The sequence below is a fragment of the Micromonospora sp. NPDC048830 genome (assembly GCF_043198215.1).
Lineage (GTDB): Bacteria > Actinomycetota > Actinomycetes > Mycobacteriales > Micromonosporaceae > Micromonospora.
This window is the reverse complement of sequence record NZ_JBICUP010000012.1, coordinates 75,585-101,626: the sequence shown is the minus strand read 5'-3', so window position 1 is coordinate 101,626 and position 26,042 is coordinate 75,585. Positions and strand designations below refer to the sequence as shown.

Here is a 26,042-nt window from a genome sequence, read left to right as displayed (position 1 = left end):
TCGTCAGGTGGCGGCGTGCATGGCGGCCAGCAGGTTCCGGGCGGCGTTGTGGTCCCGCTGGTGGATGCTGCCGCATTGGCACGTCCATATCCGGTCGGACAGGGTCAGGCCCGTGTTGATCGTCGCGCAGTCACCGCATGTCTTGCTTGACGGGTACCAGCGGTCGGCCGCCCACAGCGTCGATCCGTACCAGCCGGTCTTGTATTCCAACTGCCGCAGGAACTCGCCGAACCCGGCGTCGGACACGGCGCGGGCCAGGCGACGGTTGCGGAGCATCCCGGCGACGTTGAGGGACTCCACGGCGATGGCGCGCTTGGTTCTCGCGAGCCTCGTCGTGAGCTGGTGCAGGAAATCAGCCCGCCGGTGCGCCACGGACAGATGCACAGCGGCGACCGCGCGGATGGCCTTGGCCCGGTTGTTCGACCCGCGTTGGCGGCGGGCCACCGTCTTGTTCGCCCGTCGCAGCTTGCGCGTGGCTGCTGTCAACGCGCGAGGCGCGTGGACTTCCTCCACGGCGCCGGTGTCGTCGGCGATCACCGCGAAGGTTTTGAGTCCGAGATCGATACCGCAGGTCGGTGCGTCTGCCCGCACCGCTCGTCGGGTGTTGACGTCGGTGCGGTCGATGTCGGTCTGGAAGGACACCCACCAGCGGCCGGCCTGCTCGCGTACCGTCGCGCCGATGATCCGGGCACGTCCCTCACCGAGCCGATCGGTCAGCCACGACATGTCCTCGCGGATGGACACGACGCCGATACCGGGCAGGGTGACGGTGCGCGCGCTGACGGGTCGGGCCCGGTCAGCGTCGTAGCGGAACCGTGATCCGTGCTTGCGCCGACGCCAGGTCGGGAACCCGATTCGGCGTCCACGGCGGGCGTCGGCGCGGGAGGCCGCCCAGTTCTTCAGCCCCGCTGCCCGAACCCGGCAGGCCTCCTTCGGCACCCGCGACGACAAACCGGCCTCGGCGAACCACGGGAACGTGGTCGGATGGGCGGCTCGCCACGCCTTCTCCATCGCGGGCGCCGACCATGGCACGGGTGTCAGCAGCTCATCGGGCACACCGTAGGAGCGTTCTGCCTCCCGCTGGTCGAGCGCTGTCTTGACCAGCGCGAGGCAGAAGTTCTCCACCACCCGCGACAGGCCGGCGTGCTGGCCGAGCCGGACGCGCTGGGCCACGGTGGGGTTCAACTCCACCCGGAATCCCTGCTTGACGCGGCTCACACGGTCGCCTCCACGGCCGCCATCGCGGCCTTGGCCTTACGGCTGGCTGAGCGCCGGCCGTACAGGCGAGCGCAGAACGAGGTGAGCACCTCGATCATGTCCCGCACCAGATCGTCGGCCACCTCGGCGTCGTCGGTGACCACGATGCTGCGGCCGGTCGCCGCGAGAGCACAGGACAGATACTCGACGCCGAAGCGGGCCAGCCGGTCCCGGTGCTCGACCACGATGGTGGTGACCTGCGGGTCACGTAGCAGCTTCGCCAACTTCGGCCGGTTGCCGTTGAGCCCGGACCCCACCTCGGTGACGACCTCGGCCACCGTCAACCCTCGGCCGGTGGCGGCGGTGACGACCCGCCCGACCTGCCGCTCCAGGTCAATTTTTTGGTCAGCCGAGGAAACCCGGCAGTACGCGACCACCCGCCCGACCGGGTCGGCAGTCGGTTCGAGGACGAGGTACCGGCCGGTGTCGGTCTTCACCACTGGCACGGGCATCCGCCCGTTCTTCGCCCATGACCACGCAGTCTGGTAGTGCACGCCGTTGCGACGCGCCCATTCGGACAACTTCACCCACGGATGATGCCATAAGAAAGCTCAGGATCAATGATGAACCACCGGGCAGTATTCGACCCCTCGGACCGGAACCCCGGCCCGGCGTTGTCGAAGCCGAGGTCGACGAGGAGCTCGACCCGGTGGCCGCGCATCCGCGCCGGCACCTCGCCGGTGAACCGGAACCAGGTCGTGGTCCAGGCCGGCCCCCACGGCTGGCCCACGGCGAAGGGCGTGTACGCCAGTGCCAGCCCCTCGCCGGCCGGTATGGGCTCGCCGGGCAGGTGCGCCGCCTCGACGTGCACCGGCTCGACGTTCCGGTAGATGGCCGGGATGAGCCGTTCGTCGAGTGCTCGTTCGATCCGCTGGGTCAGGCTGGACAGCGACCGGTGCATCCGCAATTCCGCGGGGTGTGGGAACGTTGCCACACATCAAATCATGTAGAGATCTCTATGTCGCCGGGTGCGGGCAGGTGAGGGTGTGGGCGAGGTTGGCCGGGTCGACGCCCGCCGGGGCTGGTCCGGTGCCGCTGCGGGCGTCGTCGTGGGCCCCGGCCCCTGGCTCTTCCGTCCCGATCGGCGCGGCTGTTCCGGCGGTGGGAGATTCCAAACGGTTGTGCGGTTTCTGGCGCGCCTGGATTCCTGGCCGCGGACAAACCCAGCTACCGGCTTTTGCGAATTGCCAAACTTGCCGAGCGTGGCGGTTGCACGAGGAAGTCAGTATCTGGTTATTGGTGACGTCTTTCTCGATGTGACTGATGTTGAAAATGACCGATGTATCGACGTGGTCGGGACGTATTTTTACCCCTGTCCCCTTCAGGGAGGTGGGAACGTGTCCCCAAAACTGCCAGGAAGTCTGGCGGTCGTTGTGCTGACCGCCGCGGTCGCTTTCGCCGCGCCCGGCGCGGCGCAGGCCAGATCCGTGCCGGGCGGCGGCTCGGCCGTGAGTGCCGTGGCCCAGCTCAGCCCCGAGGTCGCCCGTACGGTGACCGGCACCGGCGTCGAGGCCCGACAGCGGGCCTTGGCGGAGTACTGGACGCCGGCCCGGATGCGGGCGGCCAAGCCCGAGAGCGAGATCCCCGCCGTGCAGGCGGCGCGCGCGGCCGGGCAGTCCGGGCAGCGCGCCAGCCAGCCGCAGGGGCCGGCCGGCACGATCGCCCCCGCCGCGCCGGCAGCCGAGCCGAGTATTGCCGGCTACCCGGTCGGGCATCCGGTTGCCCGCACCACGGGGAAGGTGTTCTTGACGCTCAACGGAAGCAACTACACGTGCATGGGGACCATCGTGAACACCGAGGGCAAGTCAGCGGTGTGGACCGCCGGCCACTGCGTCATCTGGGGTGGCCTCTGGGCGACCAACTGGATGTTCGTGCCGAACTGGAACGGCTCGGCCCCGTACGGCTACTGGTACCCCACCCGACTCTTCACGACCCCGGCCAACGACGTCGGCGCGGCGGTGATGGCCCCCAACAACGGCTGGCGCATCTGCGACTACCTGGGCGGTCAGGGCATCGCCTGGAATCGCGGGCTCCCCGCGGACGTGTACGTCTTTGGGTATTACGCTTCGGAACTCGTCGCCGGGCGCAGCCCCGCCTATGGCGGTGGGAGTGACTACTACGTGGTCGTCTTCATGCCCACTGGTACTCTCCTCGGCCCCTGGTTGATCGAGTTCGACGGCAACTGGGGATTGCTCAACGGGTACAGCGCCGGCAGGTCCGGCACCTGCCCCCAGTGCGTCTACTCGCCGTACTACGGCAACCAGGTGGCGAACCTGTACAACGCGATCCGCTACCTCTCCAGCTGAGCACCGACCTCAACGGGTGCCAGGCTCGACCTGGCACCCACCACCCCTGACGATGCGATTCCGCACTCCGAGGCCACCGGCAGGAGACCCGGGGCCGGCCGAGCGGCTCAGCGGCGACGGACCAGGACGACGTGGTCGACGAGCGTGCCCGTCTCACCGTCCGGGCCGGTGCCCGTCCGATGCGGGGCCCCGAGCCGTTCGGTGTGCCAGCCGTCGGGGTCGAGGTCGAGCGCGGCCAGGATCTCCTCCGGGCTGGCGAACCGGGCGTGCGGGTGGCTATCCCGGGCCCACGGCGGCGGCGCGCCGTGCTCGACGACCAGGAGTCGGCCGCCCGGCCCGACGGCCCGCGCCGCCGCGCGCAGCACCGCCTCCCGGGGCAGCTCCAGCGGGGACTGGAGGAACTGCGCCGAGACCAGGTCGTACCGGCCCGCCGGGAAGGTCCGGGTCAGGTCGTGCCGGGCCGTGGTGATCCGGGAGGCCACGCCGGCCCGGGTCGCCTCGACGGTGAGCCGGTCCAGGGCGGTGGTCGAGACGTCCACCGCGGTCACCCGCCAGCCCCGGCCGGCGAGCCAGATCGCGTCGCCGCCCTCACCGCAGCCCAGGTCGAGCGCGGTGCCGGGCGGCAGTTGGTCCGCCACCTCGGCCAGGACGGCGTTCGCCCGGCCGCTCCACATCCGGTCGCGCCGTTGGTACAGCTCGTCCCAGAACCGGGCGGTGCCCGCGTCCACCGCCGGGTCCACCGGGTACGCCCCGTGCTCGGTCATCGTCTCCCTCTCCGTCGGGCGGACGGCCGCCGCCCCGACCCGGCGATCGTGCGCGGCCGGGGCGCCGCGCGGCAAGGTTCCTTGCCGGTTCGGCAAAACTGTCCGGTGATGGGGGTTATCCGTTGAACGGGGAACGGGTGATGGTCGCCGAGGAGCCGGCGGGCCGCGTCGGCGTCCGGTGGGAGGAGGGCCGGTGGGTCCGGAGGCGTCGCGGGGGCCCCGGTCAGCGCCGCGCCGACCGGGGCCCCTCGTGCGTCGTCAGGCGACGTCGAACCGGTCCAGGTTCATGACCTTTACCCACGCCGCGACGAAGTCGCGGACGAACTTCTCCTGCCCGTCGCGGCTGGCGTAGACCTCCGAGATGGCCCGGAGCTGCGAGTTCGCGCCGAAGACGAGGTCGACGGCGGTGGCGGTCCACCTGACCTCGCCCGTGGCGCGATCCCGACCCTCGTACACGTTCTCGGCCGAGCTGGACGGCTTCCACTCCGTGCCGGTGTCGAGCAGGTTGACGAAGAAGTCGTTCGTCAACGTCCCGGGCCGGTCGGTGAGCACGCCGTGCCGTGCCTGCGCCGCGTTGGCATCGAGAACCCGCATGCCGCCGACGAGCACCGTCATCTCGGGAGCGGTCAGCGTCAACAGGTTGGCCCGGTCCAGCAGCAGGGTCTCCGGCGGCAGCTTCTGCCCGGCGCGCAGGTAGTTGCGGAAGCCGTCCGCCCTCGGTTCGAGCACGGCGAACGACGCCACGTCGGTCTGCTCCTGCGAGGCGTCCGTGCGCCCCGGCGTGAACGGGACCGTGACGTCGTGCCCGGCGCTCCGGGCCGCCTGCTCGACGGCGGCGCACCCGGCCAGGACGATCAGGTCGGCGAGCGAGACCCGCCTCCCGCCGGGCTGTGCGCTGTTGAACTCCCGCTGGATGCCCTCCAACGCCCGCAGCACCGTGGCCAGTTCGGCCGGGTCGTTGACCTCCCAGCTCCGCTGCGGCTCGAGGCGGATCCGCGCCCCGTTGGCCCCGCCGCGCATGTCGGTGCCGCGGAAGCTCGCCGCCGCCGCCCAGGCGATGCGGGCCAGTTGGGAGACGGACAGCCCCGATGAGAGGAGCGTGCCCTTGAGGGCGGCGACGTCGTCGTCGGCGATCAGCTCGTGATCGACCGCCGGGACGGGGTCCTGCCACAGTTGCGGCTCCGGCACCCACGGCCCGAGGTAGCGCGAGACGGGCCCCATGTCGCGGTGCAACAGCTTGTACCACGCCTTGGCGAACGCGTCCGCGAGCTGGTCCGGGTGCTCCAGGAACCGCCGGGAGATCTGCTCGTAGATCGGGTCGACGCGCAGCGCGAGGTCGGTCGTCGCCATCATCGGGGCGTGCCGGACCGAGGGGTCGTGGGCGTCGGGTACGGTGTCCGCACCGGCACCGCCCTTCGGCTTCCACTGCTTGGCGCCGGCCGGGCTCTCGGTGAGTTCCCACTCGTAGCCGAGGAGGGTCTCGAAGAAACTGTTGTCCCACGTGATCGGGGTGGGCGTCCACGCGCCCTCCAGCCCGCTGGTGATCGTGTCCCGGCCCTTGCCGCTGCCGAAGCTGTTCTTCCAGCCGAGGCCCTGGCTCTCGAGGGAAGCGCCCTCGGGCTCGGGGCCGACGTACTCGGCCGGGGCGGCACCGTGGGTCTTGCCGAAGGTGTGACCGCCGGCGATCAGCGCGACCGTCTCCTCGTCGTTCATCGCCATCCGGCCGAAGGTCTCCCGGATGTCCCGGGCGGCGGCCAGCGGGTCGGGGGTGCCGTTGGGGCCCTCCGGATTCACGTAGATGAGGCCCATCTGCACGGCACCGAGAGGGCCGGCGAGCTCCCGGTCGCCGCTGTACCGCTCGTCGCCGAGCCACGTGTCCTCGGGCCCCCAGAAGATCTCCTCGGGCTCCCAGACGTCCTCCCGTCCGAAGCCGAAGCCGAAGGTCTTGAAGCCCATCGACTCCAGGGCGACGTTGCCGGCGAGGACCAGCAGGTCGGCCCAGGAGATCTTGCGGCCGTACTTCTGCTTGACCGGCCACAGCAACCGACGGGCCTTGTCGAGGTTCGCGTTGTCGGGCCAACTGTTGAGGGGGGCGAAGCGCTGGGCGCCGTCGCCGGCGCCGCCGCGGCCGTCCTCGATGCGGTACGTGCCGGCCGCGTGCCAGCTCATCCGGATGAACAGCGGGCCGTAGTGGCCGTAGTCGGCCGGCCACCAGTCCTGCGAGGTCGTCATCACCTCGAGGAGGTCCCGCTTGAGCTCCGCCACGTCGAGGCTCCTGAACTCCTCGGCGTAGTCGAAGTCCTCGCCCATCGGATTGGCCCGCGGCGAATGCTGGTGCAGGACCTGCAGGTTCAGCTGGTTCGGCCACCAGTCCTGGTTCGTCCTGGGCCGATGCGGGGCCGGGGTGGGGGATGGGATTGCCGGGTTCTCGCTCTCGCTGCCGCGCTCAGGCACGTCGGTCCCTCTCCTGTCTCGATTCCTCGTTCTGGCTCCTGGTTGCCGGTGCCCGGACGCATCCGGGACAAACGCCCCAGGCGACCCCGGCCTCGTCGACCGAGAAGTCCTGGTGGTCGGACGCGGTCAGGCACGGAGTCTCGCCGACGGATGCGCGTGCGCCGTGGCCAGCACCGCGAGCCGCGGACGGGTGACGCGGAGCGTGGCCTCGCGCGGCATGCGCTCGAAGTCCGGTGTCGTGCGCAGTATGCACCACATTTTTCTTGGATGCATCAGAAGTGGCGGTGCGTCGAGGGTGGTGATTGGTGAGGGCGCCCGATGTGCGGGCCGCCGCCGCGTTGAAGATATTTTTCGATATTTATCGCCGTCGCGGTTCGACGTGGTCGACAAGGGGTCCATCTTCGCGTGCGACACCAACGGGCCGGACGAGATGCCGCCGGCCCGTTACAACAACTGCGTGAAGTACCGGCACAAGACCAGTGGCCGGTACGTCTTCCACATCAACGCGCACCTGAACGCGAGCATCGAGAGCAACGGCCGACCGGAGGACCTGCCGCGCACGAGGTGCGCCGAGAAGCAGATCCAGGACATCAAGGACCTGGCCGTCACCAAGAAGGACGAGGGCCAGGTCATCGTCAGCGGCGACCTCAACATCGACTTCAGCGCCGACCGGGCGTACGGGTACGAGAAGTTCCCGTGGAAGGTCTTCGAGGCCAACTCCCTGCCGAACCTGCGCTCCTGCTACAACCTCTACGGCGAGAAGGGCACCGGTACGCACGGCAGCCGGCACATCGCTACATCTACTTCTGGAAGCGCCTGGAGGAGTACCAGGTGGTCTGGATGACCGACTACAGCATCGTCGGTGGCACCAAGTCCGACCACAACGGCGCTGACTGCTACCCGGTCACCTGCCCAGGTCAGAGGAACGCGCCGACCCGGGGGTCGCTCCGTCCCAGCGCAGGATCGCGGCGTAGAGCGCCCGGCGCGCACCCGCGGGCAGTGAGCCGTCCGTGCTCGGCGGCCTGCCGACGACCGCCGGTCAGGGCGACCCGGCCCACTGACCCGTCGTGAACCTGACCGGGCGGCGGTCGGAGCCTGTGCGACGATCGTCGGGCGTGGTGCCGATCGGCCCGTCCGCCGGTCTGCTCGACGCGTCGGTGGCCCGCAGGAGGCCAGCTCGCCCCGTACCCCTTGGAGAGCACGATGTCCCCTTCCCCGGCCCGGGTGTTCGCCGCGCTGCACGCGGTGCGACCGCCCGGCGAGACGTCCCCGGTCATGGACCGGGCGGTCGTGATCGGCGGCAGTGTCGCCGGGTTGCTGGCCGCCCGGGTGGTGTCCGACCACGCGGAGAGCGTCGTCATCGTCGAACGCGACGACCTGCGGGAAGCCGGCGAGCGGCCCGGTGTGCCGCAGGGGACGCAGCTGCACGCGCTGCTGCCCGGCGGCCTCCTGCAGCTCGAGCACCTGTTCCCGGGATTCCGTGCCCGGGCCGTGGCCCGAGGGGCCGTCGAGGCGCCGCCCGCGACCAGGCGGAACTATTTCGACGGCCGCCTGAAGGTCGTCGTGCCCGACGACGCCGACAGCCTGACGGGCACCCGGCCGCTGCTGGAGGGGCTGATCCGCGAGCAGGTGCTGCGCCTGCCCAACGTGAAGACGGTCACCGCGCGCGCCACGGGGCTCGTGTTCGACGGCGCCGCGACCACCGGGGTCCGCCTGGACGTCGACGGGGTGCCCGGCGTCGAGAGCGGCGATCTCGTGGTGGACGCCATGGGACGGTCGAGCCGGCTGTCCGAGTGGCTGGAGCAGGCCGGCTGGGATCAGCCCGTCACGCGGCGGATGACGGTGAACCTCAACTACGCCACGGCCCTGTTCCGGCGTCGGGAGACGAACCCCGGTCTCACGATCGCGCTGGCGCTGAACAGCCCCCGGATGTCGTCGGACGTCGCCGGTGCCGCGTTCTTCGCCGTCGAGGGTGGCCGGTGGATGGCCATGATGGCCGGTTACGGGGACAACCGCCCGGGGCGTACCGCCGAGGATTTCGTCCGCCGGCTGCGGGAGCAGTTCCCCCCGGAGTTCGGCGAGGTCGCCGGCAACGAGCTGCTGGGCGACGTCCGGACCTACCGCCATGCCGACAGCCGCCGGCGGGACTATCACGCGGTGCGGCGGTTCCCGGCCGGTCTGGTCAGCGTCGGTGACGCGGTCGCCTCGTTCAATCCCGTGTACGGGCAGGGGATGACGGCCGCCGCCCTGCACGCGGCCTGCCTGTCGACGTACCTGCGGTCGGGGCCGGATCTGGGCCTGCCGGCGCACCGGTTCCTCGCCCTGCAGAAGGTCGTGGTCGACGCCGCCTGGTCGACGTCGACCTCGGCGGACCTGGCTCTGCCGCACGTCGACGGGCCCTACCCGCGCGGGTACCGGTTCTCCAGTTGGGTCAGCCGGCAGATCGCCACGGCGACCGTCACGGACGTCGCGATCGCCCGGCGGTTCAGCGCGGTCGTCTCCATGCGCGAACACCCGAGGTCGCTGGCCACGCCCGGGGTGATCCTGGGCGCCCTGCGGGCCAACCGGGGTGCGCGCCGATCGGGCGGCGGCGGGCGATCCTGACGGGCGGCAGTCCGGTCCCGCCGGCCGCGGTGTCCGATGTGGAGTGGGGTCACCCGCGGCCCGCGTGATCCTGTTAGGCTCCAACCCCGCCGGCTCAGGAGATCGAGAGTGACAACGGGGTGAGATGAGCGGCGTCCACAGCAACGGTCAACCTCTCGCGCCGGCGCAGTTGCGGAGCGCCGCGGCGGACCTGCGGGCGGTGGTCCAGGAATCGGTCGTCACGGTCACGTCGCCGGAGCACGCCGTCACCGTGACGGTCGGCCCCGGGAACGCGGTCATGGAGCTTCTCCTCAGCCAGCGTGCCTTCCGCTACGACGGCGACACCCTCGGCGCCGTCGTCGTCGAGACGATCCGTGAGGCGGGCCGGCAGGTCGACGAGGCGCTGGCCGAGCGGGCCCGGGAGCTGACCCGGGGACGGGTGGACGTGGCCGGGTTGCTCGGCGGCGTGCTTCCGGAGCCGCCGGCCACCGGCACCGGAGACGTCCCCGGCGCCAGCTCCGGCGGCACCGCCGACGACCCCGGGCCGGAGCCGCTCACGGCCCTGGAGGCCGAGACCGAGGAGAAGGTGCGGCGGCTCGCCGAGGAGGCCGATCGGCAGGTCGCGGCGTACGCGGAGGCGCAGGCAGCGGCACCTGTTCCGTCCCGGCCGACGTGCTCGACCTCACCAACTGGAAGATCACCCTGCCGACCGGCTCCTCGGGAAGCCCCACCGAGGTCAAGCAGCCGACGCTCGACTCGTACCAGGCCTCTCCGTGGTTCGTGACGGCGGACTCCTGCCGCGCCGTCCAGTTCCGGGCCGCCGTCAACGGCGTCACCACCAGCGGCTCCAGCTATCCGCGCTCGGAGCTGCGGGAGATGACCAGCAACGGTACGGCCAACGCCAGCTGGTCCTCGACGTCCGGCACCCACACCCTCGTCGTGGACGGCGCGTTCATGGCCCTGCCCGCGGTCAAGCCGCACCTGGTGATCGCCCAGATCCACGACGGCAGCGACGACGTGACCGTCTTCCGGCTCGAGGGCTCCAGCCTCTACGTCACCAACGGCGACACGACCCACCACAAGCTGGTCACCAGCAGCTACCAGCTCGGCACCCGCTTCCAGGCGAAGTTCGTGGTCAGCGGCGGGCAGGTGAAGGCGTACTACAACGGCGTCCTGCAGACCACCATCAGCAGGAGCTTCTCGGGCGCCTACTTCAAGGCCGGCGCCTACACCCAGGCCAACTGCACCAACTCCTCGCCCTGCAGCAGCACCAACTACGGCGAGACGCGCCTGTACGACGTGACGGTGACCCACTCCTGACCCGGCGCCACCGGCACGTCGGCTCGCCCTGGCGGGGGGCACGGGAACCCGGCCCCCGCCGGAGCCGCCGCAGGTCGACGCCGGGTGCGGCGGCCAGCGGCCAGGCCGCCCCGGCGACCGTGACCGACGGGCTCAGGCGGCGCGGATCAGGTCGAGCGCCAGCGCCGCCGTCCAGCTGAATCCGTCGGTGCCGTGTCCGGCGCCGGTCAGCGGGTCGAAGTACTCGCGGAATCCGGCCTCGCGCACCCGGCGCAGGAGCCGGTCGCGCAGGTCGTCGGCCAGGGCCGTCTCGCCGTGCAGGCGCAGTCCGTGCCAGAACAGCCAGCTCGTGTTGACCCAGCCCGGCCCGCGCCAGTAGCGGCCCGCCTGGTGGTCGGGTGCGGCCAGGTCGTACGAGGGCAGCGGGCACGCCTCGCGCAGCCGGAAGCGGCCGCCCAGCGCGGTGGCGACAAGTTCGCGGGCCACCGGCAGCCCCGGCACGACCATCGGCATCAGACCGGCGATCGTCCAGGACCGGACGAGTCGGCCGGTGTGCACGTCCCGGGGGAAGAACATGCCGGCGGCGGGGTCGTACAGCCGGGACATCAGCGCGGCGGTGAGCCGGTCGGCGGTGGCGCGGTGCGGTGCCGGGTCGCGGCCGATCGCCGCGGCGATGTCGGCGAGGGCGTGCTCGCCGGCGATCAGCAGCGCGTTGTACAGCGGATCCTCGATCGCGAAGGCGTGCACGTCGGGGGAGTCGGCGTACCCGGCGTCGCGGTAGTCGGCGGCCAGCCGGAGGTAGCGGCCGTAGTCGAGGTCGGTGGGCCGCTCGGCCGCCGCCGCGTGCGCCAGGTCGCGCCGGGTGAACGAGTCGGGTGGCACCGGCGTGATCCGCGACAGGGGGCTGTCCCAGGCCGGGCTGTTGTCCATCCCGGACTCCCAGGGATGCACGATCGAGGCGAGGCCGGCGCCGCCCAGGTCGCGCCGGTCGAGCAGGTAGCGGTGCCAGCGGGCGAGCCTCGGGTAGAGCCGCGGCAGGAAGCCGCGCGCGTGCGCGACCGCCGGGTCGGCGCGGTACGTCGCCCAGGCGGCGAGGGCGTGCGCGGGCGGCTGCACGATCCCGGACGTGGGCACGGCCGGGGCGCCCGGCGCCGCCCCGGAGCGCCAGAACGCCGGTCCGGGAAAGTACGCGTCGACCGGTACCTGTGGGTCGAAGACGATGTGCGGTACGCGGCCGTCGCGCCACTGGGCGCCGAACAGCGACTCGAGTTCCCGCTGGGCGCGGACGGAGGACAGGTGGCGCAGCCCGATGGCGATGAACGCCGAGTCCCAGCTCCACTGGTGCGGGTAGAGGTGCCTGGCCGGGACGGTGGCGCCCAGCCTCCAGTTCGTCACCAGCACCCGGCGGGCGGCCCGGTCGAGGTCGTGGTGGTCGGCCGCCGGTGCGCGGGCGGGCGGCTCGACGGTGGGCGCGAGGGTCACGCCGGGACGCCCGCGGCGTGGCGGCGCAGGAAGCCGGGGATGGTGGCGACGGCCGTTTCCGGTTCGCCGCGCAGCCGGCACTCGACGGCGAGGTACCCGTCGTAGCCGATCGCGTCGAGCGTGCCGAGCAGCGCCGCCCAGTCCAGGTGGCCGGCGCCGGGCTGGAACCGGTTGGAGTCGCTGACCTGCACGTGTCCGAGGTGGGCGGCGGCCGCCACCAGCGCGGAGGTGGGCTCGTCCTCCTCGATGTTCATGTGGTACGTGTCGGCGAGCACCTTGACCGAGGGGAGCCCGACGGCCTCGATCAGGTCGATCGCCTGCTCGATCCGGTTGACCATGTGGTCCTCGTAGCGGTTGAGCGGTTCGAGGGCCAGCACCACTCCCTCCCGGGCGGCGTGCGCGCCGAGTTCGGTCAGTCCCTCGAGGAGCACGGCGCGGTCGTCCTGTTCGCTGCGGGGCGGCTCGAACGGGGGCAGCCGGCGGGAGAACATGCCGTAGGAGGCGGGGGTGCAGGCGACGGCGCCGGGGCCGCCGATCTCGGCGATGACCGACAGTTGGGACTTCAACTGGGCGATCGCGTCGCGGCGCAGGTCCGCGTCGAACGCGCCGAAGAAGTGCAGCATCTCCACGCACACCGACGGCATGGGCACGCCGTCGCGGGCGGCGCGGCGCAGCTCGGGCAGCCGGTCGCGGAAGGCGAAGTCGCCCCGGCCGCGTACCTCGATCGCGTCGTAGCCCGCGCGCTGCGCGAACTCCCACTTGGCCTGGAGCGTCGCGCCGGGCAGCAGCTGTTCCTGGCAGGAAATCTTGATCATCGAAATCGCGGCGTGGACACCCTCGCCTTCAGGCGGGGGAGGACACGCCGCTCCCTCCCTTCGGGCGACCGTCTCAGGTGGATGGTTGATAGGTTGTGAGGCGTGGGCGGGTTGGTGAGGCGGGCGTTCAAGTACCGCTTTTATCCGTCGCCCGAGCAGGCCGAGCAGTTGAATCGGACGTTCGGCTGCGTTCGCCTGGTCTACAACCGGGCGCTTGAGGCACGTGCCCGGGCGTGGGCGGTCGACCGGCAGCGCACCAGCTACATGCAGACGTCGGCGTGGCTGACCGAGTGGAAACGCACGGAGGAACTGGCGTTCCTCAGCGAGGTGTCGTCGGTGCCGTTGCAGCAGACGTTGCGGCACCTGCAGGCCGCGTTTGCCGCGTTCTGGGACAAACGCGCCGGGTATCCGCGGTTCAAGTCCAAGCGCAAGTCTCGGGCGTCGGCCGAGTACACCCGCTCGGCATTCCGCTGGCGCGACGGCCGTCTCACCCTGGCCAAGATGGACGCTCCGCTGGACATCGTGTGGTCCCGGCCCCTGCCGGAAGGCGTGGAGCCGTCCACGGTCACCGTGTCCCGGGACGCCGCCGGCCGCTGGTTCATGTCCCTCCTGGTGGAGGATCCGACCATCACGCCACTGCCGGCAGTGGGCACGGCGGTCGGCGTGGACGTCGGGATCAGCGCCCTGGTGACTCTGTCCACCGGGGAGAAAATCGCCAACCCCCGGCATGAGCGCGCCGACCGGCGGAAGCTGGCCAGGGCGCAGCGTGACCTGTCCCGCAAGGAGAAGGGCTCCCGCAACCGGGCCAGAGCACGCGTGAAGGTCGCCCGGATCCACGCCCGTATCGCCGACCGGCGACGGGACCACCTGCACAAGCTGACCACTCGACTCGTCCGCGAGACACAAACGGTCGTGATCGAGGATCTCAGCGTGCGCAACCTGCTCCGCAACCACAACCTGGCCCGCGCCATCTCCGACGCGGCATGGTCCGAGCTGCGCCGGATGCTGGAGTACAAGGCCGCCTGGTACGGGCGGACAGTCGTCGCCGTCGATCGGTGGTACCCGTCGTCGAAGACCTGCTCCGGGTGCGGCCGGCTCCACCCGGCCATGCCCCTGTCGGTGCGGTCCTGGACGTGCCCCGGTTGCGGGGCTGAGCATGACCGGGACGTCAACGCCGCTAGGAACATCCTCGCCGCCGGGCTGGCGGAGAGGTAAAACGCCTGTGGAGGGACGGTAAGACCCAACCCGCGTATGCGGTGAGGGCACGGCTCGACGAAGCAGGAACTCCCTCGGGCGACCGAGGGAATCCCCGCCCTTCAGGGCGGCGGAGGATGTCAAGAAAACTTCAACACCACCTGAAGTGCCTCTTCGGGCCGTTGGTCGAGCATCTGGAACGCCTCCGCCGCCTGTTCCACACCGATGACGTGGGTGACCAGCCCGACCGGGTCGATCCTGCCGGCGAGGGCGAGCTGGAGGAACGTGTGGTTGAGCCGGGCCTGGTCCCACCGGCCGGCGAGCTGTGGGGGCACCCCGCTGATCTGGGATGAGACGAGCCGTACCCGGTTGTGGTGGAACTCGTCGCCGAGTCGCAGGCCGGCCCCCTCGCCCTGGTAGAAGCCGGAGGAGACGACCCGGCCGTCGACGGTGACGGAGCGGATCGCCTCGTGCAGGGCCCGGTAGGAGCCGCTGATCTCGATGGCGACGTCCGCGCCGCGGCCGTCGGTGAGCCGGCGCAGTTCGGCGGCCACGGCCTCCTCGGCGGCGTTGACGGTGGCCTCGGCGCCGAACTCGCGCGCCTTGGTCAGCCGTGCCGGCAGGGTGTCGACGGCGACCGCGGTGGCGCCGCTGAGCTGCACCAGCCGGGTGGTGAGCAGGCCGAGCACGCCCTGGCCGAAGACGGCGACGACCTCGCCGAGATGGATGTCGGCGGCGAGCACGGCGTTGAGCGCGACCGCGCCGACGCGGGCGAAGGTCGCGGCGACCGGGTCGAGGCCGTCGGGCACCACGCAGCCGCGCAGCCGGTCGGCCTGCAGGACGGCCTCGCCGCGGTGGCCCCAGATGCCCCACACCTGCTGGCCGACGGCCGGGATCGCCGGGTCCCCGGCGACGTCGGCCGCGACCTCGACGACTTCGCCGACCTCGGAGTAGCCGAGTCCGGCGATCGGGTAGTTCAGGCCGCTGGTGCCGTCCACGAACAGCCGCAGGGCCGGGTCCCAGGTCCTGTTCAGGTAGGGGTTGGTGCCCCGGTAGGCCGTCAGTTCGGTGCCGGCGGAGATGCCGGAGAAGCTCGTGCGGACCCGGATCTGGCCAGGGCCGAGTTCGGTGGGGGACTGCTCGATCACCTCGACGTGACGCGGCGAGGTGAACTGGACTATTTGGGACACTCTGGCCTTCAAGGGGTGGGTAGGAGTGCGAAAGGTGCGAGCGTTGATCGAACATGTTGCCTATTTATGTCTTGCAATCAAGCATAAGTCTTGCTGAGATCTGCCCGTAACGACTTCAGAGTGCAAAGTCATCGACACATCTCGGAGGGACGTTTCGTGAAGACCAATCACGCCCGCAGTCGACGCTGGCTCGCCGGCGGTGTCGTGGCAGGCCTGCTGACCGTGCCGGGCCTGGCCGGGTGCGGCGACGACGGGGGCGGCGGCGAGGGCGACGGCACCCTGACCGTGTGGAGCCTGGAGAACCAGACCGACCGCGTGCAGGCGACCCAGGCCATCGCCGACAGGTTCACCCAGCAGACCGGGGTCAAGGTCAAGATCGTCGCCACCGACGAGAACCAGTTCACCAGCCTCATCACCTCCGCCGCGGCGGCCGGCACGCTGCCCGACGTGGTCGGCGCGCTGCCGCTGGCCTCCGTGGCGCAGATGGCCTCCAACGACCTGCTCGACACCGACGCGGCCAAGTCCGTCGTCGACGGGCTCGGCCGCGACACGTTCTCCCCGCGGGCGCTGGAACTGGCCAGCCAGAACGGCAAGCAGCTCGCCGTGCCCTCCGACGGCTGGGCGCAGCTGCTGTTCTACCGCAAGGACCTGTTCGACAAGGCCGGCCTGCCGGCGCCGGACACCTTCGACAAGATCCGCCAGGCGGCGCAGAAGCTGAACACCGGCGGAATGGCCGGCGTGACGATCGCGACGGTGTCCAACGACGCGTTCACCGCGCAGACCTTCGAGAACTTCGCGCTCGGCAACGGCTGCCAGCTCGTCGACGACGCGAAGAACGTCACCCTCGACTCGCCGCAGTGCGTCGAGACCTTCCAGCTCTACGGCGACCTGGTGAAGAACTGGTCGGTGCCGGGCGCGCAGGACGTCGACACCACCCGGGCCACCTACTTCTCGGGCAAGGCCGCCATGGTGGTCTGGTCCTCGTTCCTGCTCGACGAGATGGCCGCACTGCGCAACGACGCGCTGCCGACGTGCCCGCAGTGCATGCAGGACCCGGCGTTCCTGGCCAAGAACACGGGCATCGTCACCGCGATCGCGGGCCCGAGCGGGCAGCCGCAGGGCTTCGGCGAGATCACCAGCTGGGCGATCACCAACACCGGCAAGGACACGTCCGACGCCCGCCGGTTCACCCAGTTCATGATGGACGAGGGGTACCCGCAGTGGCTCGGCATCGCGCCGGAGGGCAAGTTCCCGGTACGCAAGGGCGACAAGAGCGACCCGGCGAAGTTCACCACCGCGTGGAACAGCCTCCCGGCGGGTGTCGACACCAGGAAGCCGCTCGGCGAGGTCTACCCGGCCGACGTGCTCGCCGCCGTGTCGAAGAGCCCCGACACCTTCCAGCGCTGGGGCTTCCCGCAGAAGCAGGGTGCGCTGGTCGGCGCCACCCTCGGCGAGCTGCCCGTGCCCAAGGCGATCAACGCGCTCACCGGCGGTGAGCTCGACCCCGCCGCCGCGGCGAAGCGGGCCGCCGAGGACGTCCGCGCGATCCAGAAGTCCGTCGGGTAGCGATGGTCGCCACCCAGGAGCCGAGCCCGGCGGAGGCGCACGAGCGCGTCCGCCGGGCCACCGGCCCCCGCCGTCGCCTGACCCGCAAGCAGCGGGAGAACCGCGCGGGCCTGGCCTACCTGTCGCCGACGCTGATCGTCGTCATCGTCGTCGTCATCGTGCCGATCGTCTGGACGATCATGCTGGCGTTCCAGCGGATCCGGCTGATCAATGTGCGTCGCGCCGGCGTGTTCGGCCAGTACACCCTCGCCAACCTCGAGCTGGTGCTGACCTCGCCCGGCTTCTGGTCGTCGCTGTGGACCACGCTGGTCTACACGATCGGCAGCACCGCCCTGTCGGTGCTCCTCGGGCTGGTCGCGGCGCTCGCGCTGCGCGGGCGGTTCCGCGGTCGCACGCTCGTCCGCGCGTCGATCCTGCTGCCGTACGTCGCCCCCGTCGTGGCCGTGACGTTCGTCTGGGAGATCCTGCTGAGTCCCCAGTTCGGCCTGGCCAACGACTGGGGCACCCGGTTCCTCGGCTGGGACCGGCCGATCGCGTTCCTCAGCCAGCGGGAGTACCCGGTCTCGCTGTTCGGGCTCGACGTGGACCTGCCGATGGCGCTGCTCACGGTCATCGCGTTCGAGGCCTGGCGCTACTTCCCGTTCGCGTTCCTGTTCCTGCTCGCGCGGCTGCAGGCGGTACCCGCCGAGCTGGAGGAGGCGGCCCTGGTCGACGGGGCCGCGCCGACCCAGACGTTCCGCCACATCCTGCTGCCGCAGCTCGCGCCGGTCATCGCGCTGCTGTGCGTGCTGAGGTTCATCATGACGTTCAACAAGTTCGACGACGTCTACCTGCTCACCGGCGGCAGCGCCGGCACCGAGGTGGTCAGCGTGCGGGTCTACCAGTTCCTCACCGCGCGCTTCGACATCGGTGCGTCGGCCGCGCAGGCCCTGGTGCTCGCCGCCGGGCTCGTCGTGCTGCTCCTGGTCTACCTGCGGTTCTTCGCGCCGCGGATCGAGGGGAGTGACGCCTGATGGACCGCCACACCTTCGAGAAGCGACTTCTCGGCGTCCTGCGCCCGGTGATCGTCACCGTGCTGGTCGTGGTGACGCTGTTCCCCTTCTACTACATGCTGCTGCTGTCGGTGCGGCCCATCGACGAGGTGCTGGCCAACCCGGGCCGGATCTGGGCCGGTCCGGCAGAGTGGACACTGAGGACGTATCGGGAGGTGCTCACCCCGGCGGACTCCGGCGGCCAGGGCTTCCTGCGTCTCCTCGCCAACTCCGCCATCGTGTCGGCCGCCGCGACCGTGATCACCCTGCTCGTGTCGATCCCCGGCGCGTACGCGGTCAGCCGGCTCCGCTTCGCCGGGCGTCGCCAGGTCCACTTCCTGTTCCTCGCGGTCTATCTGTTCCCGTCGATCCTGCTGGCCATCCCGCTGTTCGTGCTGTTCACCCGGCTCGGACTGCGCGGCTCCCTGGGCGGCCTGACGATCGTCTACATCGCCCAGACGCTGCCCGTGTCGATCTACATGCTGCGCAACTACCTGTCGACCATCCCGGTCAGCCTCGAGGAGGCGGCGGCTGTCGACGGCTACACCCGGCTGCAGACCATTCGCAAGATCGTCCTGCCGCTGGCCGCACCGGCGGTGATGGCCAATGCGCTGTACGTGTTCATGATAGCGTGGAACGAATTCCTGTTCGCCCTGCTCTTCCTGGTCGAGGACCGGGCGGACTGGACGGTCTCGTTGGGCCTCGCCCAGCTGTCCGGCGGCATTGAGGTGAGCAAGACGGTGTTGATGGCCGGATCGGTCGTGCTTACCCTGCCGATTGTGATCATCTTCTTCGCCGCCGAGCGCCTGTTGACCGAGGGACTGACCGCGGGTGCCGACAAGGGCTAGGCCGGCGGGCAGCCAGAGCTCCGCCGGCCACCTGCTCTGGCTGGTCCGTACGGGCCGGGCCCGCACCCGCGCCGAACTGCAGGGCTACACCGGCCTGTCCCGCTCGACCGTGACGCAGCGCATCGACGCGCTGCGGGCCGCCGGTTACCTGCGCGCCTCGGGCGTGGAGGGATCGACCGGCGGCCGACCGGCCGAGCTGCTCGAGCTCGACACCGGCCACGGCGTGGTGCTCGTGGCCGACCTCGGCGCCAACCACGCCCGAGCGGCCGTCGTCGACCTCAACGGGCGTCTGCTCGCCGAGGAGCACGAGCCGATCAAGATCGGCGTCGGCCCGGAAGCGGTCCTGACCTGGGTCGACGCCGCCTTCAGCCGGCTGCTCGACAAGGCCGGCTGGCAGCCCGAGCAGGTGCGCGGCATCGGCGTCGGCGTGCCCGGCCCGGCCGACTTCGAGGCCGGCCTGGTGGCCCAGCCGCCGATCATGCCAGGCTGGGACCGCTACCCGATCGCGGAGCGACTGCGCGACACCTGGAAGCGGCCGGTGTACGTGGACAACGACGCGAACCTGATGGCGCTGGGCGAGCAGACGGCGCACTACCCCGACTGCCCGTCCCTCGTGCTGGTCAAGGTCGCGACCGGGATCGGCGCCGGCGTCGTCGTGGACGGCCACGTCTACCGCGGCATCGACGGCGGCGCCGGGGACATCGGCCACATCCGCCTGCACGACCATCCGCAGGCCCGCTGCCAGTGCGGCCTCTACGGCTGCCTGGCGGCGGTCGCCAGCGGCCTCGCCATCGCCCAGCGCCTCACCGCCGGCGGCACCCCCACCTCGTCCGGCGCCCAGCTGGTCGAACGGATCCGCTCCGGCCACGCCGAGGCGGTGCACCTGGCCCGCACGGCGGGCAAGCTCGTCGGCGAGGTGCTGGCGACCGTCGTCTGCCTGCTCAACCCCGGCGTGCTGATCATCGCGGGCGACCTGGCCGACCTGCACTTCGTGGCCGGGGTGCGTGAGGTGCTGTACCAGAGCGCGCTGCCCCGCGCGACCCGCCGCCTTGAGGTCACCACCAGCCGGCTCGGCGCCCGCGCGGCGGTCACCGGTGCACACGCCACGGTCATCGAGCAGGTGTACGCCCCCGAGGCCGTCGACGCCGCCCTGGCGGCCGGACCCTCCTGACCGGCCCCGTCACGGCCCCCGCCCGCCGCGCCGCCGTCGCCGCCTTGTCCGGCGCGGGCCGTCCCGCCCCCCCCCCGAAGTGGAGAACGAGCCGTGGAACGCGACAGCACCCCCCAGGCCGCCCCTCGACATGGAGTCGATCACGCTCGAGGGGCAGGGCCTCCAGGTGCTCAAGTTGCTGGCGGCGGGGCTCAAGGACGAGGCGATCGCCCGACAGATGAGCACGACGACCCGCACCGTCCGGCACCGCGTCCAGGACGTGCTGACCGCCCTCAACGCCAAGTCCAGGTTCCACGCGGGCGTCGAGGCCAGCCGGCGCGGCTGGGTCTGATCCGGTCCCGGTGCGGCATCACCCGGGCTTGCGGGCGGCGAACCTTTCGATCACCCCGCGGGCGAACCGCTCGTGTCGTTCGACGACCATCCCGCCGGCCCGCACGTGCCGGAGCGGGCGGCGCCGGAAGTGCTCGCCCGCGCAGGGGACGCTGAAGAGCTCGACGAGCCGTTGGAGGACCCGCACGGGCCAGGTGGCGCCGACGACGTGATCGGCGAGCAGGAGCAGACCGCCGGGGCGCAGCACCCGGATCATCTCCGCCACCGCGCGTTCGTCGTCGGGAATCGCGCACAGCGACAGCGTGCAGACGACCCGGTCGAAGCTGCCGTCCGGGAAGTCCAGGCTGTGGGCGGTGCCGAGCCTCAGGTCCACCTGCCGGCCGAGGGCGGCCGCCCGTCGCCGGGCGAGGTCGAGCATGACGGGACTGAGCTCGACGCCGGTGAGCCGTACGGCACGGGGGTAGAAGGGCAGGTTCAGCCCCGTCCCGATCGCGACCTCCAGGGTGTCGCCCCCGGCCTGTCCGCAGATCCAGGGTCGGGTGTCGCGCAGGAGGCGACGCTCGAAGAAGCTCATTTTCTGGTCGTAGCTGGGGGCCTGCCGGTCCCAGTAACGGCGCTGGCTCTCGTCGGTGCTCATGAGGCCCTTTCTGCGAGGCGGCGGCGGAACAGCTCCATCCTGCCCGTCACATCCCACTGCGTCCCCGCGTCCAGTGCGGCCGGAGGCGCCACCCGGGCGTGCGCGCGTCCGAGTCGGGCCTGCGCTCGGTGCCACCGCCTCGACGGCCGTGCTCCGCGCGCCGGTCCGGGCCTGCCGTGCGGGACAGGCCACGACCCAGCCTGCGCAGGACCCGCTGCGCACGGTGCAGGTGGCGCGGGTTCGGCACACACTCACCGGTGGACAACACCGCGAGATGCGTCGGTGCCGGCCTCCACGCGGCGGGCGAGTTTACGAGCCGACTCGTGCAGCTTCAGACGACCGAGCCGCGGCAACACGACGTGTTTACGGTCCGGTGCGACACGGATGGCGCCGGTGGTGAACCGCACGGACGGTGTCGTCCGGCGACGAGCCTTCAACCGCGGGAAACCGGCCGGTCGTCCGGCCCGTCTACCGGTTCGGGAATCGGCCCAGTTGTTCAACCCGCGGGCGAGGGCGTCCAGACCGGTGTTGAACGCTTCCTTCGAGCACTCCGCCCACCACGGCGCCACGTCGGCTTTCGCCGTGTTCCACGCTTTGCGTAGCGCCGGAAGCGACCACGACACCGTCGGGGTGAGCTGGTCATCGGGCACACCGTAGGTGCGCTCGGCGGCCCGCTGGTCCATGACGGCTTTGACCCGGGCAAGCGCCCAGTTGTAGGCGACACGAGCCGCTCCCGCATGCGCGAGAACCATCCGCTCCTGCCCGGCAGTTAAGGTCCAACGCGAACCGGTACGCCTGAACCGTCCTCACGATACGTCACCCGCAGCGGCGGCCTCGACCGCCCGGCGGGCACCAGCAGATCCTGCCCCGTCACCCATCCAATGACGCGGACGACCCGACGGCTCAGATCGGCGCGCTGACCCCCCACCAGACGCCGACACAGACGACAAACTACCCAACCCTGACGGCCGAAGCCAGCGACTCACCGACCATGTTGGACCACCCGACCCGACAAGCCGGCCGCATACCGACGCCGAACGGCGACACACGAAACGCCCTCCGACGCCGCCCATTCCCTCACGCCAACGGACAACCACAGCGCCCAAGGCAGCTAACGCTGCCTCGCTTGCCACCTGGTGGCATCCCCGCGGCGTACCCGATCGTGGACGCCGGGCCGACGGAGGCCGGCGCGACCTTCCGCGGATCCGGGTCGGGGGGCCGGCCGTAGAATCGCAGCCGTGCCCGAGATCGTCCAGTTGCTGGCCTCGCCCGTGCACCGCTACGAGGGCCGGCCGGCCGACGGTCCGGCCCCCGCGCCGCCCGACGAGCTCGTCGAGGAGGTCGAGATCCGCGCCGGGTTGGGCATCGTCGGCGACCGCTACTTCGGCCGGCCGGCGCACCGCGACGCGAGCATCACGCTGATCGCGTGCGAGTCCCTGCCACCCGGCGCCGACCTGACGCAGGTGCGGCGCAACGTCCTGACCGTCGGCATCGCCGTGGACGAACTGGTCGGGTCGGTGCTGGTCCTCGACTCGGGGCAGGGGCCGGTCAGCCTGCGGGTGCACCGGGCCGCCCCGCCCTGCGCCTGGATGGACGTCGCCGTCGGCCCGGGCACCTGGAAGGCGTTGCGCCGCCGTGGCGGGATCCGGTGCGCGCCGCTGACCGACGGCACGCTGCGGGTGGGCCCGGTCGAGGTCGCCGTCCTTCGCTGACCGTGGGCGCCGTCCGGCGATGTTCGGCGGCTGCCTCCGCTGCCGGTGACGACCACGCCCCGGGCGTTCCCGTCGGCGCGAAACCAGGTGTGACAGATGCGCGGACATCGCCGACCAAGAATGTAACGCATCGACGCTTTGCCATTGGTCGATGGCGTGCCGTAGCATGTGGACGGAGATGAACGTGCATGTTAAAGTCGGCCCTCGCGGATCGTCTGGAGTCTGGTCGGACAGGAGACTGAGGGCTGACCGTGTGTGAGACATATCTTCCTGTGAAGAAAGTCCAGCTCGAATAGTCAACGCTTCCGGCGTAGCCACGATGCCGCCGCCGGAACAGTTCCGCGCCGTGTCGACCTCCGCGCCCGCGCCGGCGACCAGATGCGTTCGAGCCAGCCAGACGCTGCTCCCGCCCATGCCCTGAGCAGGAGTTACTCCTACGGCTCGGGTCGTCGTTCCTCGCCACGGGCCGGTCACCGCCGCGGGCCGAGTGAAGGGCAGAGAAAGGCAATGGACAGCTCTCTTTTCGCAAAACTGATCAATCGGAGCCGCCCCGCACTGGCGATCGCGACCGACGCGGCAGGGGGGCCCGAAATGTGGCCCGGAATGCAGTCCAGGGAGTACGCGCGGGTCGACGTCGACCGGGTCAAGGATCCCGACCCGTGGCGCTGGGGTTCGACGCGAGGGGAATGAAGCGACACCGGGCATCCGGTCAGGCGGAAGGCGGCAACCGCGCGGCGGGCCGCCGGGCCGCCCAGGCCGGTGGTCTCGCTCATTGCGTCCTCGGGGAGTCGGGGATGGACAGTCCGGCCCGGTACCGCACCAGCCGGTCCGCGGCCGCGCGCAGCGTCTCCGGCGACTTGCAGATCGCCAGCCGCACCAGGGAACGGCCGGCGTCCGGGTCGTCGTAGAAGGCGACGCTGGGAATCACGGCGACCCCGGCGGCGTGGATCAGGTCCCGGCTCAGCGCCGCGCCGTCGGTGCCGCCGAGGACGGCGGCGTCGAGCTGGACGAAGTAGGTGGCCGGGCAGGGCAGGGTGGGGATGCCGCCCCGCGCCAGCGCGCCGGTCAGCAGGTCACGGCGCTGTTGCAGGTCGTCGCGGATCGCCCGGACCGCCGCGCCCGAGGCGCGGGAGAAGATCGTCAACTGGGCCGAGAACGCCGCGTGCATGGTGGCCCGGTTCCGGGTGGAGACGGCGAACTGGCTCGGTGAGCCGCGGCTGACCGAGCTGGTCGGCGTGCTGCGCGAGGTGAGCCCGCTCTTCCGCCGGCTGTGGGACGAGCACCACGTCACCACCGGCTCGACCCGCCGCTACACCGCCCGTCACCCCGAGCGGGGCGTCGTCGACATGCAGGCGGTGGTGTTGCAGGAGGCGCACGGCTCCTTGAACATCACGTACTTTCTGCCGGCCGACGAGAGCGCTCTGGCCGCGGACGAGGACGGGTGGACCGCGCCGGCGCGGCTGGTCACGTCATGCTGAGAGACGCCGCCGGTGGGATCGTCGGCTCGGGCCGGCCACGGGAAGGGCCGGCCCGAACCCGACGGTCGGGTCAGACGAGGCTGCCGTTGTTGGTGCCGATCTGCGCGGCGTTGGAGATGACGTGGTCGATCATCCCGTACTCCTTCGCCTCCTCCGCCGTGAACCAGCGGTCACGGTCGGAGTCGCGCTCGATCTCCTCGTAGGTGCGCCCGGTGTGGAAGGCGATGCGCTCGATCGTGGTCCGCTTGACGTAGAGCATGTTCTCCGCCTGGATCGCGACGTCGGCGGCCGTGCCGCCGATGCCGCCGGAGAGCTGGTGCATCATGATCCGGGTGTGGGGCAGCGAGTACCGCTTGCCCGGGGTGCCGCAGCAGAGCAGGAACTGCGCCATCGAGCCGGCGAAGCCCATCGCGATCGTGGCCACGTCGTTCTTGATGTACTGCATGGTGTCGTAGATCGCCATGCCGGCGCTGATCGAGCCGCCCGGCGAGTTGATGTAGAGGTGGATGTCGCGCTCGGCGTCCGCCGCGGCGAGCAGCAGCATCTGGGCGCAAATGGTGTTGGCGGACGCGTCGTCGACCTGGGTGCCCAGGAAAATGATTCGTTCCTGGAGGAGCCGGTTGAACACCTGGTCGCCGAAGGACGACTGCTGCTGCTCGGCCCGCATCTGGTAGTCAAGCCCGGTCATGAACCCCTGCCTTCTCATTCGTCGCGTCACTGCTGGTTTCCCGAACGTCATGTTGCCGTACGTCGAAACCAATTCCCAACAGGTTCTGCTGACGGGAGATCTGCTGACAGCAGAAGCCGCCGCGCCCGAGACGGCGCGGCGCGGCGTCCGGATGCCGCGCCGACAGCGAGCCGGCCGCCGCGGGCCCGGCGGGGCCCGAGCGGTCGGTCCGCCCGGCCGGGCCGGTCGTCAGCGGTGGACGGTGCCGCCGCGCCGCCGCCTCCCCGCGGCGCACCTCCGCGCCGACCTGGTCGAGCAGGTCGTCGAGGGTCACCGCGAGAGCGCCGCAGACCGCGGCCAGGACCTCGGAGGACAGCTCCTTACGCCCCAACTCCACCTCGGACAGGTACGGCACGGAGACGTCCGCGGCCGCCGCCGCGTCGCGGAGCGTACGCCCCTGGGCCAGCCGGATCCGGCGCAGGACGGTGCCGATGGCCTGGCGCAGCAGGGGCATCTCGTTCCGCCCTTCCGCCGAAGGTCATGGGCCGGCGGCTGCGGTAGCCGGCCGGAGCGCCACACGCGGGCAGGTCGCACTCTAGCACGCTTCGATCGATGGAATGCCTTCTCCTGCCGTTCCGTCCGATCGGTTTCCCGTCCTGGTAACGCCCAGCGTGGTCGCGGAAAGACCAGGTTCCCTGTGCGCTGGATAGGAATCCCGGAATGGCCGAGTCTTGCAACATCCAGGCGGCGCGGGGCGTCAGCCCGCCGATTCCGGATTCTGGCCAACGACCTTGGGAGCCATTTTTGTCTGCCATGCTTCCTGTTCCGCTGACGGCCCACCAACAGGACATCTGGGCGGCTCACTCGCGTTTTCCGGAACTCAACCAGTTCAACTGCTTCATCTACGACCGGTACACCGGCGAGGTCGACCTGGCGCTGCTCGCCGACTGCCTGGTCCGGGCCGTCGAGCGCAACGACGCCCTCCAGCTCCGCTTCGACGAACGCGACGGGGAGCCGTACCAGTGGCGCCAGGCGTGGACCCCCGAGGTCGAGGTGGTCGACCTGCGCGACGCGCCGGACCCGGCCGCGGCCTGCGCCGAGTGGATGCGCGAGTCCTTCCGCCACCCGTTCGACCTGCGCCGGGGCCCGCTGATCCAGCTGCGCATCCTGCGCGAGACCGACACGGTCACCTACGCCTACGTGCAGTACCACCACATCCTCACCGACGCGTGGGGGATCAACCTCTACATGTGGCAGG

The 26,042-nt window shown here is 71.0% G+C and carries 26 protein-coding genes and 1 pseudogene; 14 read left to right on the top strand and 13 right to left on the bottom strand.

The features are described from left to right. Positions 1–3: 3 nt before the first annotated feature. From ACGFIZ_RS13405 to ACGFIZ_RS13395, 3 genes are read right to left on the bottom strand one after another with little or no spacing between them, the layout of a single operon-like run. Complete coding sequence (locus tag ACGFIZ_RS13405) at positions 4–1,218, bottom strand: RNA-guided endonuclease TnpB family protein (RefSeq protein WP_393418948.1); 1,215 nt, start codon at positions 1,216–1,218, stop codon at positions 4–6. Beyond that, positions 1,215–1,784 (bottom strand): IS607 family transposase, encoded by a 570-nt coding sequence (locus tag ACGFIZ_RS13400; protein WP_393418946.1) that lies wholly within the window; start codon positions 1,782–1,784, stop codon positions 1,215–1,217. The genes ACGFIZ_RS13405 and ACGFIZ_RS13400 overlap by 4 nt, the downstream gene beginning before the upstream one ends. Next, positions 1,781–2,191, bottom strand: a complete 411-nt coding sequence (locus ACGFIZ_RS13395) for a hypothetical protein (RefSeq protein ID WP_393418944.1) — start codon at positions 2,189–2,191, stop codon at positions 1,781–1,783. Before ACGFIZ_RS13395 ends, ACGFIZ_RS13400 begins: the two co-directional genes overlap by 4 nt. 403 nt (positions 2,192–2,594) lie before the next feature. Here ACGFIZ_RS13395 and ACGFIZ_RS13390 point away from each other — a divergent pair, with 403 nt between their 5' ends. Next, positions 2,595–3,563, top strand: coding sequence for a trypsin-like serine peptidase (locus ACGFIZ_RS13390; RefSeq protein ID WP_393418942.1), 969 nt, complete (start codon positions 2,595–2,597; stop codon positions 3,561–3,563). 107 nt (positions 3,564–3,670) lie between these two features. On the opposite strand, the gene ACGFIZ_RS13385 is transcribed toward ACGFIZ_RS13390, so the two are convergent. Then, positions 3,671–4,327, bottom strand: a complete 657-nt coding sequence (locus ACGFIZ_RS13385) for a class I SAM-dependent methyltransferase (RefSeq protein WP_393418940.1) — start codon at positions 4,325–4,327, stop codon at positions 3,671–3,673. A gap of 258 nt (positions 4,328–4,585) precedes the next feature. Further along, entirely contained in the window at positions 4,586–6,781 is a 2,196-nt protein-coding gene (gene katG, locus ACGFIZ_RS13380) for a catalase/peroxidase HPI (RefSeq protein ID WP_393418938.1), read from the bottom strand. Between the two features lie 379 nt (positions 6,782–7,160). Between katG and ACGFIZ_RS13375 the strand changes: the two genes are divergently transcribed. From ACGFIZ_RS13375 to ACGFIZ_RS13360, 4 genes are all read left to right on the top strand, one after another. After that, entirely contained in the window at positions 7,161–7,625 is a 465-nt protein-coding gene (locus tag ACGFIZ_RS13375) for a hypothetical protein (RefSeq protein ID WP_393418936.1), read from the top strand. A 359-nt stretch (positions 7,626–7,984) separates the two neighbouring features. Next, a complete protein-coding gene (locus ACGFIZ_RS13370) occupies positions 7,985–9,385 on the top strand; it encodes an FAD-dependent oxidoreductase (RefSeq protein WP_393418934.1) in 1,401 nt (466 codons plus the stop codon). Positions 9,386–9,509: 124 nt separating this feature from the next. Beyond that, the gene (locus ACGFIZ_RS13365; protein ID WP_393418932.1) at positions 9,510–10,148 is read left to right on the top strand and encodes a YbaB/EbfC family nucleoid-associated protein; all 639 of its coding nucleotides are present in this window, start codon (positions 9,510–9,512) and stop codon (positions 10,146–10,148) included. Then, positions 10,037–10,684 carry a polysaccharide lyase family 7 protein gene (locus ACGFIZ_RS13360; RefSeq protein WP_393418930.1) on the top strand — a complete coding sequence of 216 codons (648 nt, stop codon included), beginning with the start codon at positions 10,037–10,039 and terminating at the stop codon, positions 10,682–10,684. The genes ACGFIZ_RS13365 and ACGFIZ_RS13360 overlap by 112 nt, the downstream gene beginning before the upstream one ends. Positions 10,685–10,816: 132 nt before the next feature. Here ACGFIZ_RS13360 and ACGFIZ_RS13355 read toward each other — a convergent pair whose 3' ends face one another. Beyond that, positions 10,817–12,145, bottom strand: coding sequence for a trehalase family glycosidase (locus ACGFIZ_RS13355; RefSeq protein ID WP_393418928.1), 1,329 nt, complete (start codon positions 12,143–12,145; stop codon positions 10,817–10,819). After that, a complete protein-coding gene (locus ACGFIZ_RS13350; protein WP_393418926.1) occupies positions 12,142–12,960 on the bottom strand; it encodes a sugar phosphate isomerase/epimerase family protein in 819 nt (272 codons plus the stop codon). Before ACGFIZ_RS13350 ends, ACGFIZ_RS13355 begins: the two co-directional genes overlap by 4 nt. A gap of 102 nt (positions 12,961–13,062) precedes the next feature. Here ACGFIZ_RS13350 and ACGFIZ_RS13345 point away from each other — a divergent pair, with 102 nt between their 5' ends. Then, positions 13,063–14,175: an RNA-guided endonuclease InsQ/TnpB family protein gene (locus ACGFIZ_RS13345; RefSeq protein ID WP_393418924.1), complete on the top strand. Its 1,113-nt coding sequence runs from the start codon at positions 13,063–13,065 to the stop codon at positions 14,173–14,175. Between the two features lie 119 nt (positions 14,176–14,294). Here the strand turns inward: ACGFIZ_RS13345 and ACGFIZ_RS13340 are convergent, their stop codons facing one another. Further along, entirely contained in the window at positions 14,295–15,344 is a 1,050-nt protein-coding gene (locus tag ACGFIZ_RS13340; RefSeq protein ID WP_393418922.1) for a zinc-binding alcohol dehydrogenase, read from the bottom strand. A gap of 156 nt (positions 15,345–15,500) precedes the next feature. Here ACGFIZ_RS13340 and ACGFIZ_RS13335 point away from each other — a divergent pair, with 156 nt between their 5' ends. The 5 genes from ACGFIZ_RS13335 (at position 15,501) to ACGFIZ_RS13315 (ending at position 20,291) form a co-directional block, all read left to right on the top strand. Then, positions 15,501–16,910 carry an ABC transporter substrate-binding protein gene (locus ACGFIZ_RS13335; protein WP_393418920.1) on the top strand — a complete coding sequence of 470 codons (1,410 nt, stop codon included), beginning with the start codon at positions 15,501–15,503 and terminating at the stop codon, positions 16,908–16,910. 2 nt (positions 16,911–16,912) lie between these two features. Then, a complete protein-coding gene (locus ACGFIZ_RS13330) occupies positions 16,913–17,923 on the top strand; it encodes a carbohydrate ABC transporter permease (protein ID WP_393418918.1) in 1,011 nt (336 codons plus the stop codon). Beyond that, positions 17,923–18,789: a carbohydrate ABC transporter permease gene (locus ACGFIZ_RS13325; protein WP_393418916.1), complete on the top strand. Its 867-nt coding sequence runs from the start codon at positions 17,923–17,925 to the stop codon at positions 18,787–18,789. The genes ACGFIZ_RS13330 and ACGFIZ_RS13325 overlap by 1 nt, the downstream gene beginning before the upstream one ends. Beyond that, a complete protein-coding gene (locus ACGFIZ_RS13320) occupies positions 18,773–19,960 on the top strand; it encodes an ROK family protein (RefSeq protein ID WP_393418914.1) in 1,188 nt (395 codons plus the stop codon). The genes ACGFIZ_RS13325 and ACGFIZ_RS13320 overlap by 17 nt, the downstream gene beginning before the upstream one ends. A 130-nt stretch (positions 19,961–20,090) precedes the next feature. Beyond that, positions 20,091–20,291, top strand: coding sequence for a LuxR C-terminal-related transcriptional regulator (locus ACGFIZ_RS13315; protein WP_393418912.1), 201 nt, complete (start codon positions 20,091–20,093; stop codon positions 20,289–20,291). A gap of 18 nt (positions 20,292–20,309) precedes the next feature. Here ACGFIZ_RS13315 and ACGFIZ_RS13310 read toward each other — a convergent pair whose 3' ends face one another. Then, the gene (locus ACGFIZ_RS13310; RefSeq protein ID WP_393418910.1) at positions 20,310–20,927 is read right to left on the bottom strand and encodes a class I SAM-dependent methyltransferase; all 618 of its coding nucleotides are present in this window, start codon (positions 20,925–20,927) and stop codon (positions 20,310–20,312) included. Positions 20,928–21,178: 251 nt separating this feature from the next. Then, the gene (locus tag ACGFIZ_RS13305; protein WP_393418908.1) at positions 21,179–21,679 is read right to left on the bottom strand and encodes a hypothetical protein; all 501 of its coding nucleotides are present in this window, start codon (positions 21,677–21,679) and stop codon (positions 21,179–21,181) included. Positions 21,680–22,165: 486 nt separating this feature from the next. Between ACGFIZ_RS13305 and ACGFIZ_RS13300 the strand changes: the two genes are divergently transcribed. Further along, complete coding sequence (locus ACGFIZ_RS13300; RefSeq protein WP_393418906.1) at positions 22,166–22,639, top strand: molybdenum cofactor biosysynthesis protein; 474 nt, start codon at positions 22,166–22,168, stop codon at positions 22,637–22,639. Positions 22,640–23,408: 769 nt separating this feature from the next. On the opposite strand, the gene ACGFIZ_RS13295 is transcribed toward ACGFIZ_RS13300, so the two are convergent. Next, complete coding sequence (locus ACGFIZ_RS13295) at positions 23,409–23,807, bottom strand: aminotransferase class I/II-fold pyridoxal phosphate-dependent enzyme (protein WP_393418904.1); 399 nt, start codon at positions 23,805–23,807, stop codon at positions 23,409–23,411. Between ACGFIZ_RS13295 and ACGFIZ_RS13290 the strand changes: the two genes are divergently transcribed. Then, positions 23,806–24,117: a hypothetical protein gene (locus ACGFIZ_RS13290; protein WP_393418902.1), complete on the top strand. Its 312-nt coding sequence runs from the start codon at positions 23,806–23,808 to the stop codon at positions 24,115–24,117. The genes ACGFIZ_RS13295 and ACGFIZ_RS13290 overlap by 2 nt on opposite strands. A gap of 70 nt (positions 24,118–24,187) precedes the next feature. Here the strand turns inward: ACGFIZ_RS13290 and ACGFIZ_RS13285 are convergent, their stop codons facing one another. Together ACGFIZ_RS13285 and ACGFIZ_RS13280 are read right to left on the bottom strand one after the other, a co-directional pair. Further along, a complete protein-coding gene (locus ACGFIZ_RS13285) occupies positions 24,188–24,805 on the bottom strand; it encodes an ATP-dependent Clp protease proteolytic subunit (RefSeq protein ID WP_393418900.1) in 618 nt (205 codons plus the stop codon). Beyond that, positions 24,792–25,298, bottom strand: coding sequence for a helix-turn-helix domain-containing protein (locus tag ACGFIZ_RS13280; RefSeq protein WP_393418898.1), 507 nt, complete (start codon positions 25,296–25,298; stop codon positions 24,792–24,794). Before ACGFIZ_RS13280 ends, ACGFIZ_RS13285 begins: the two co-directional genes overlap by 14 nt. Before the next feature lie 206 nt (positions 25,299–25,504). Here ACGFIZ_RS13280 and ACGFIZ_RS13275 point away from each other — a divergent pair. Further along, positions 25,505–26,017 (top strand): annotated as a pseudogene (locus ACGFIZ_RS13275) (condensation domain-containing protein); the annotation flags it as partial. Between the last annotated feature and the right edge of the window lie 25 nt (positions 26,018–26,042).

Bases quoted from the DNA above. Each gene is read 5' to 3' on its own strand.
- ACGFIZ_RS13350 (WP_393418926.1), bottom strand. From the start codon at position 12,960: ATGATCAAGATTTCCTGCCAGGAACAGCTGCTGCCCGGCGCGACGCTC.
- ACGFIZ_RS13310 (WP_393418910.1), bottom strand. From the start codon at position 20,927: ATGAGCACCGACGAGAGCCAGCGCCGTTACTGGGACCGGCAGGCCCCC.
- ACGFIZ_RS13385 (WP_393418940.1), bottom strand. From the start codon at position 4,327: ATGACCGAGCACGGGGCGTACCCGGTGGACCCGGCGGTGGACGCGGGC.
- ACGFIZ_RS13365 (WP_393418932.1), top strand. From the start codon at position 9,510: ATGAGCGGCGTCCACAGCAACGGTCAACCTCTCGCGCCGGCGCAGTTG.
- ACGFIZ_RS13330 (WP_393418918.1), top strand. From the start codon at position 16,913: ATGGTCGCCACCCAGGAGCCGAGCCCGGCGGAGGCGCACGAGCGCGTC.
- ACGFIZ_RS13280 (WP_393418898.1), bottom strand. From the start codon at position 25,298: ATGCCCCTGCTGCGCCAGGCCATCGGCACCGTCCTGCGCCGGATCCGG.
- ACGFIZ_RS13305 (WP_393418908.1), bottom strand. From the start codon at position 21,679: ATGGTTCTCGCGCATGCGGGAGCGGCTCGTGTCGCCTACAACTGGGCG.
- ACGFIZ_RS13315 (WP_393418912.1), top strand. From the start codon at position 20,091: ATGGAGTCGATCACGCTCGAGGGGCAGGGCCTCCAGGTGCTCAAGTTG.
- ACGFIZ_RS13290 (WP_393418902.1), top strand. From the start codon at position 23,806: ATGGTGGCCCGGTTCCGGGTGGAGACGGCGAACTGGCTCGGTGAGCCG.
- ACGFIZ_RS13285 (WP_393418900.1), bottom strand. From the start codon at position 24,805: ATGACCGGGCTTGACTACCAGATGCGGGCCGAGCAGCAGCAGTCGTCC.
- ACGFIZ_RS13325 (WP_393418916.1), top strand. From the start codon at position 17,923: ATGGACCGCCACACCTTCGAGAAGCGACTTCTCGGCGTCCTGCGCCCG.
- ACGFIZ_RS13370 (WP_393418934.1), top strand. From the start codon at position 7,985: ATGTCCCCTTCCCCGGCCCGGGTGTTCGCCGCGCTGCACGCGGTGCGA.
- ACGFIZ_RS13295 (WP_393418904.1), bottom strand. From the start codon at position 23,807: ATGCACGCGGCGTTCTCGGCCCAGTTGACGATCTTCTCCCGCGCCTCG.